Source organism: Streptomyces sp. NPDC049577 (assembly GCF_040675635.1).
Classification (GTDB): domain Bacteria; phylum Actinomycetota; class Actinomycetes; order Streptomycetales; family Streptomycetaceae; genus Streptomyces.
In genome coordinates this window covers 1-6,691 of the sequence record NZ_JBFAPH010000342.1, presented here as the reverse complement: position 1 = coordinate 6,691, position 6,691 = coordinate 1, and the positions used below count along the sequence as shown (strand labels likewise).

Sequence of the window (6,691 nt, the reverse complement as noted above, 5' to 3'; positions counted from 1 at the left end):
CGCCCGCCACGTCCGGGTCGACGCCCCAGGGCGCGTACGCCTGCACCGGCGGCGGGCACCCGTGGACGACATGGAGCGGCACCCCACGGGCGGCGCACCGGGCTCTGCGGCAGGATGCCGAGGACCGACGCGATCCGCCGCGTCCGCAGCGCGCGCAGGTCCTCGCCGTCCAGCAGGATCCGCCCCGACGCGGGGGACAGCAGCCGGGCCAGGGCGCGCAGCAGCGTCGACTTCCCGCAGCCGTTCGGCCCCACGATCATCGTCATGCGGCCCGGCGGCACCCGGAGGGTCAGTCCCCGGACGATCTCCCGCCGGCCGTAGCCCAGGCGGACGTCCTCCGCCTGGAGCAGGTGCTTCTCGCTCATCTCCGCCCTTCTCGCATGTCGGCCCTTCTCCCGGTCAGCCGCTGCGGCCGGAGCGGTTCGCGGTGGCCAGCAGCACCAGCAGATAGGGCGCTCCCACTACGCCCGTCACCACGCCCACCGGCAGTTCGGTCGAGCCGAACAGATGCCGCGCCGCGAGGTCGGAAGCCGTCATGACGACCGCGCCCACCAGCGCCGAAGCGGTCAGCGCCGGCCCTTCGCGCACCAGCCGGCGGGCGATCGGCGGCGCGACGAGCGCCACGAACGGCACCGGGCCCGCGGCCGCCGTCGCCACCGCCGCCAGCGCCACGCCGGTCGCGAGGAGACCCAGCCGCGCGCCCGTGACGGGCAGCCCCAGCCCGGTGGCCGGCTCGTCCCCGAGCCGCAGCACGCCCAGCGCGCGGCTCAGCAGCGCGGTGACCGGCAGCAGGACCGCCAGGCACAGGGCGAGCGGGCCGGCGTAGGCGGTCCCGCGGCCGTTCAGACTGCCCGTCAGCCACAGCAGCGCCCGCTGGGCGTCGCTGATGTGCGCGCTGGTCATCAGGTACGAGGTCAGGCTGGAGAGCACCGCCGCCGTACCGATCCCGACCAGCACCAGCCGCTGCCCGCTCACCCCGCGCCGCCAGGCCAGCAGCTGGATCAGCGCGGCCGTGGCCAGCGCCCCGCCCAGCGCCCCGAGCGAGACGCCCGTCCCGCCGAGCCCGAAGAACGTCAGGGACACCACCGCGGCCGCGCCGGCCCCCGAGGTGATGCCCATGACGTCCGGGCTGGCCAGCGGGTTGCGGACCACGCCCTGGAACACCGCCCCCGACATCCCGAACGCCAGCCCGGTCAGCGCTCCCGTCAGCACGCGCGGCAGCCGCACCTCCCGGACGAAGAAGGCGTCCTTCCACTCCGCCCCGCCGGTGAACGACCGTACGAGCCCGGGCACCGGCACCGTGAACGGGCCGAGCGTCAGCGCGGCGCCGCACACCAGGACGGTGACCAGCGTGAGGGCGAGGACGACGGACCGGGTGCGCGCCCGCCCCCGTGCCCGGGCGGTGGCCACGGCCCGCCGGGCCGCCGCCGCGTCGCCGTCGGTGCGGTGCATGTCCTGGACGCCGTGGATGCTCATGTCACAGCTCCGCCGGCTTGCGCCGCCGCACCAGCAGCACGAACACCGGCGCCCCGAGCAGGGCCGTCACCAGCCCCACCTGCAACTCTCCGGGGCGTACGGCGACCCGGCCGACGATGTCGGCAGCCAGCAGCAGGAGCGGGGCGAGCACCATCGAATACGGCAGGATCCAGCGGTAGTCCGGCCCGGTGATCAGCCGGGCCGCATGCGGTACGGCGAGGCCGACGAAGGCGATCGGCCCGGCCATGGCGGTCGCGGCACCGCACAGCAGCACCACGGCCGCGGCGGCCGTCAGCCGCGCCCACCCCACCCGGCGGCCCAGCGACCGCGCCGTGTCGTCCCCGAGCGCGAGCGCGTTGAGCACCCGGCCCGAGCCGAGCGCGATCAGCGCGCCGAGCACCAGGAACGGCCAGGACTGCCGGATCACCGTCGCGTCCCGGCCGGCCAGCGAACCGACCTGCCAGAAGCGGAACTCGTCGAAGGTCTCCGCGTGCAGCAGCAGTGTCGCCGTCGTCAGCGACGCCAGCGCCGCACTCACCGCCGCCCCGGACAGCGCCAGCTTCACCGGCGTGGCCCCGCGCCCGCCCAGCGAACCGACCGCGTACACCAGGCCCGCCGCCAGCGCGGCGCCCGCGAAGCCGAACCACACGTAGCCCGACAGCGCGGTCACCCCGAAGACGTCGATCCCCAGCACGACGAACAGCGCCGCCCCCGCGTTCACCCCGAGCACCCCGGGATCCGCGAGCGGATTGCGGGCCATGCCCTGCATCAGTGCCCCGGCCAGTCCCAGCGCCGCGCCCACCAGCAGCCCCACCGCCGTGCGCGGCAGCCGCTGCGACCGCACGGCGAGCTGGCCGGTGTCGTCCGGGTCGAAGTGGAACACCGCGTCCAGGACCGCCCCCGGCGGCACGGCTCTCGCCCCCATCCCGATGCTCACCACCGCCACCGCCGCCAGCGCGAGCGCGGCGACCGCCAGCCCGGTGGCGAGCACGGTCCGACGCCTGCCCACCGTGCGCTCCTTCCGTCGCGAAATCCCCCGGAAAGCAAAGAAATACCGGTCGGCGGCCGCACGGTGAGAAAACGTTGCGGCGCCAACTTCGGTAAACCTAACCTCACATGACATTCGTGTCGATGGCACGTACACCGGCCTGCGCGGCCGGTTTTTCTTGACGGACGAGGAGTTGAGATGCTGCGCTATGTCGTCGAGCGGCCGGAACCGGCCCGCCGCGCATTTCTGACGGCGTGTGCCCTGGGAGTCCTCACGGCGGGCTGCGGCGTGCCCGGACACGCTCCGGAAGCCGCCGGTTCCGGACCGGGGGGAGGCTGGGCGTTCACCGACGACACCGGCCGCACGGTCACCCTCGCCCGCCGCCCCCGGCGCGTCGTCGCCTATTCCACGGCGGTCGCCGCCCTGTGGGACTACGGCATCCGGCCGGTCGGCGTCTACGGGCCCCTGCGCGCCCGCGGGGGCGGCCGGGACGACACCGTGCTCGGCGAGGCCGACGCCCGCCGGATGACGACGCTCGGCGGGATCTGGGGCCAGATCGACGTCGAACGGCTCGGCCGGCTCGCCCCCGACCTGATCGTCGACCCCCTCCAGTACGGCGCCCACCAGATCGAACCCGGCGGCCTCGACCAGGTCCGCCGGCTCGCCCCGGTGCTCTCGATCGAGGTCTACGGAGCCGAGGTCGCCACCTCCGTCCGCCGCTACGCCGACCTCGCCCGCGCCCTGGGCGCTCCCGCCGCCACCGTCGACCGGCAGGCGGCGGCCTACCGCGCCGCCCGCCGCAGAGCGGAACGGACCGCCGCGGCCCGCCCCGGCCTGCGCGTCATGTTCGTCTCCGCCGACCGCAACGGTCTGCGCGTCAGCAAGGCCGGCTTCCCGTCCGTGGCCGACTTCGCCTCCCTGGGCCTGGACGTCGTCCTCCCCCGGGGCGGCGAGACCGCCTACGTCGAGAAACTCTCCTGGGAACTCGCCGACCGCTACCCGGCCGACCTCATCCTCCTCGACGTCCGCTCCAGCAGCCTCCAGCCGCCCGAACTGCGCCACAACGCCATGTGGCGCGACCTGCCGGCCGTCCGGGCCGGCCGGCTGGGGCGGTGGAACCCCGAACCCTGCCTCAGCCACCGGGGCATGACGCGGGTGTACGACGCGTTCACCCGCGACGTGGCGGCCGCCCGGCCATTACCCCGGCGGTAATCGCCCCGCCGGCGCGATCCCGGCATGGTGAGGGCAGTGCTCCTCCGGACCCGCGCACTCGGGTCCGGAGGAGCCGGACAGACATCGTTCGCCATCGTCGTGATGCCGTGGAGGAGACACTCATGTCGCAGTACGAGACCGCCGTCGCCCGCTACTTCGAGGCGTGGAACGCCACCGACCCGGACACCCGGGCGCGGGCCGTGGCCGCCGCGTGGACCGAGGACGGTGGCTACACCGACCCGCTCGCCGCCGTCACCGGGCACGACGGGATCGCCGCCGTCATCGCCGGAGCGCACGAGCAGTTCCCCGGGTTCGAGTTCCGGCCGACCGGGCTGGTGGACGGGCACCACAACACCGTGCGCTTCTCCTGGGAGCTGGTCTCGGCCGCCGACGGCTCGGCGCCCGTCGCCGGGTCGGACGTGGTGACGCTCGCCGAGGACGGGCGGATCCGTACGGTGCTCGGGTTCCTGGACCGGGTGCCTACGGCGTGACGCGCCGGAGGAAGGCGGCGGTCTCCGGGTCGGCGGGCAGGAAGGTTTCCAGGGCCAGCTCGGAGACGGTCACGTCCATGGGGGTGTTGAACGTCGCGATGGTCGAGATGAACGACAGCGTCCGCCCCGCGTGTTCGATCACCATGGGCAGGGCGAACGGCAGCCGGCCCTCCCCGTCGGCCGCCCGCTCCGTACCGCCCCGCTCGGGCAGGGGGAAGGCGCTGACCTCGTCGTACAGGGCCCGCAGCGGCGCCGAGCGCAACAGCGCCAACTGGCGTTCCATCTGGTGCAGCAGATGCTCGCGCCACTCGTGGTAGTTGCGGATGCGCGGGGCCAGGCCCTCGGGGTGCATGGTCAGGCGCATGGCGTTCAGCGGGGGCGCCAGCAGCCGCGGGGCCACGCCCTCCAGGAGCATGGTGATGCCGCTGTTGGCCGCCAGCACCTGGTACGTTCCGTCGACGACCAGCGCCGGGAAGGGCTCGTAGCCGCGCAGCAACTGCTGGAGCCCGGCGCGCAGGCCCTCCAGCGCCGGGTCGTCCAGGGGGCGTTCGGGGTAGTGCGGGGCGTAACCGGCCGCCACGAGAAGGGCGTTGCGTTCCCGTACGGGTATGTCGAGGTGGTCGGCGAGCCGGAGGACCATCTCCTGACTGGGCCGGGAGCGGCCGGTCTCGATGAAGCTGATGTGCCGGGCGGAGGAGTCGGCGCGCAGGGCCAGCTCCAGCTGGCTGATCCTCCGCCGGTCGCGCCATTCGCGCAGCAGGGCGCCCACGGTCGGGGCTTCCACGACAGTCGTCATGCCCCGACCGTAACCCCGGCCCCGGAACTCCGGTCCCGCGCAGTCCTCAGCCGAGGTCGAAGGCGTTGAGCAGCCCCAGCCGGTACCGGAACTCGTCCTGGCGGCGCAGCTCCTCCAGCTCAGGCGCCCGGTACAGCGGGGTGACCGCGCAGCGCTCGGCGCGCGAACCCGACTCGTCCAGCAGGGCGTTGACGGCGGCGCGCGCCGAGGCGTTGGCGCCCTCCATGGTGGCCAGGTCGATGTCGACGGCCACGTAGTCACCGGCGAGGAAGAGGTTCGGGACGGCCGTGCGGACGTCCGGGCGGTTGTACCAGGTGCCGGTGGGGTGGATGAGCAGTTGTTCGTCGTTGACGGGGTCGGGGCCGCCGGTGTCGACGGCCGGGTCGAGGAACCAGGAGTGCAGCGCCGAGTCGCGGAGCACCGTGCGACCGGTGTCGTTGAGGCCGGCCTTCATCTGCGCCCACACCTCGCGGGCGATCTCCTGGCGGGTGCACTGCTTGGCGGTCCTGCCGTAGAGGATGCCGGGCCGGTCCCACTCGGAGACGTCGCAGGACAGGCAGTCGGCGACCGTGCCGTCGCCGTAGTCGGCACGGAAGTCGCGCCCGGACCAGTACTGGGCCTGCCCCACGGCGGTGATCGACCAGGGCGAGTCGATGTGGTTGATGTGGCCGTGGACGATGGGCGTGGGCTCGGTGAGGTAGAACTGGATGCCCGTCATCCAGTCCGTGCGCAGGGCGTCGCATCGCGCCAGCTGCGGGTCGGCCGCCCGGAGCGCCGCGTTCCAGGTTCTGCGGGCGTGTTCGACGGGCATGGCGGAGACGAAGTGGTCGGCGGTCACCGACCGCCGTGCTCCGGTGGGGTCCTGGACCACGGCCTCGCTGATCCGGCCGTCCGCCAGCCGGAGGTCCTGCACGGACCAGCCGACGCGGAACTCGACGCCGAGGGAGCGCAGATGTGCGGTCCACGGGTCGATCCACGCCTCGTTGGTGGGCGCGTCGAGGACCCGGTCGGGCTCGCCGTCGGCGCCCCGGCCGAGCATGTTGAAGAGGAACGCCTCGGCGCAGGTGGCGACCGTCTTGGTGCTGGCGACCTCGGCCTTGGTGGCCACGATGTTCCGGGTCAGGCCCACGCACAACAGCCGCTGGTAGTTGGGGGACATGTGGGCCGCCCGGGTGAACTCCCACCACGGCACGCGCTCCCAGCTCTCCGTCCGGCGCCGTTCGCAGCTGGTGAACCAGACCAGCAGCCGCCCGGCGAAGTAGGCGATCTCGTCGGCGGGCAGACCGGAGAAGGCGTCGAACAGCCCGGTGAGCGCGCGCAGCAGCGCGTCGGGCGTGAGGACGGGCGGCGGTGTCCCGAGGCCGGCGAAGGGCACCCGGATGTCCTCGTGCCCGATGCGCGCCAGCAGCACCTCGCGGGAGGCGACGAGATTGCCGTGACAGCCGTCGCTGTTGCCCGGGAAGGGGATGCGGCGCAGGGTGTCGGGGAGATTGCGGTAGAAGCCGGGGATGAAGCGGAAGCCGTGCTCGCCCGGGAGCGGCTTGCGGCCGCCCTTCGCGCTGCCCGGCACGTCCATGCTGCGGGCCTTGCCGCCGAGGGCCTTGCGTTCGTAGACGGTCACCCGGAAGCCCCGCTCGGCGAGTTCGTGCGCGGCCGTCAGCCCGGCGACGCCCCCGCCGAGGACGGCTACGGTCCGCGCCCCGGCGGCCCCGGATCTCCGGGGGCGGG

At 74.1% G+C, this 6,691-nt stretch carries 7 protein-coding genes; 2 read left to right on the top strand and 5 right to left on the bottom strand.

What is annotated here, in order from left to right; translation table 11 throughout:
• The 3 genes from AB0K09_RS27645 to AB0K09_RS27635 form a co-directional block, all read right to left on the bottom strand.
• Positions 1 to 365, bottom strand: a 365-nt coding sequence (locus tag AB0K09_RS27645) for an ABC transporter ATP-binding protein (RefSeq protein WP_366068132.1), incomplete at its 3' end; no start/stop codon positions are given.
• A 34-nt stretch (positions 366 to 399) separates the two neighbouring features.
• The gene (locus AB0K09_RS27640; protein WP_366068131.1) at positions 400 to 1,476 is read right to left on the bottom strand and encodes an iron chelate uptake ABC transporter family permease subunit; all 1,077 of its coding nucleotides are present in this window, start codon (positions 1,474 to 1,476) and stop codon (positions 400 to 402) included.
• Between the two features lies 1 nt (position 1,477).
• Entirely contained in the window at positions 1,478 to 2,467 is a 990-nt protein-coding gene (locus tag AB0K09_RS27635) for an iron chelate uptake ABC transporter family permease subunit (RefSeq protein WP_366068133.1), read from the bottom strand.
• A 195-nt stretch (positions 2,468 to 2,662) separates the two neighbouring features.
• On the opposite strand from AB0K09_RS27635, the gene AB0K09_RS27630 reads away from it, so the two are divergent.
• On the top strand, positions 2,663 to 3,676 hold the full coding sequence (locus AB0K09_RS27630) for an ABC transporter substrate-binding protein (protein WP_366068130.1): 1,014 nt from the start codon (positions 2,663 to 2,665) through the stop codon (positions 3,674 to 3,676).
• A gap of 122 nt (positions 3,677 to 3,798) precedes the next feature.
• Positions 3,799 to 4,167: a nuclear transport factor 2 family protein gene (locus AB0K09_RS27625; RefSeq protein ID WP_366068129.1), complete on the top strand. Its 369-nt coding sequence runs from the start codon at positions 3,799 to 3,801 to the stop codon at positions 4,165 to 4,167.
• Here the strand turns inward: AB0K09_RS27625 and AB0K09_RS27620 are convergent.
• On the bottom strand, positions 4,157 to 4,963 hold the full coding sequence (locus AB0K09_RS27620) for a helix-turn-helix transcriptional regulator (protein ID WP_366068128.1): 807 nt from the start codon (positions 4,961 to 4,963) through the stop codon (positions 4,157 to 4,159). The genes AB0K09_RS27625 and AB0K09_RS27620 overlap by 11 nt on opposite strands.
• A gap of 46 nt (positions 4,964 to 5,009) precedes the next feature.
• A partial coding sequence (locus AB0K09_RS27615) for an FAD-dependent oxidoreductase (protein ID WP_366068127.1) occupies positions 5,010 to 6,691 on the bottom strand: 1,682 nt, incomplete at its 5' end.

What these genes read in the sequence shown, in the direction of transcription:
- AB0K09_RS27640 (WP_366068131.1), bottom strand. Translation starts at nt 1,476, where the DNA reads ATGAGCATCCACGGCGTCCAGGACATGCACCGCACCGACGGCGACGCG.
- AB0K09_RS27630 (WP_366068130.1), top strand. Translation starts at nt 2,663, where the DNA reads ATGCTGCGCTATGTCGTCGAGCGGCCGGAACCGGCCCGCCGCGCATTT.
- AB0K09_RS27625 (WP_366068129.1), top strand. Translation starts at nt 3,799, where the DNA reads ATGTCGCAGTACGAGACCGCCGTCGCCCGCTACTTCGAGGCGTGGAAC.
- AB0K09_RS27620 (WP_366068128.1), bottom strand. Translation starts at nt 4,963, where the DNA reads ATGACGACTGTCGTGGAAGCCCCGACCGTGGGCGCCCTGCTGCGCGAA.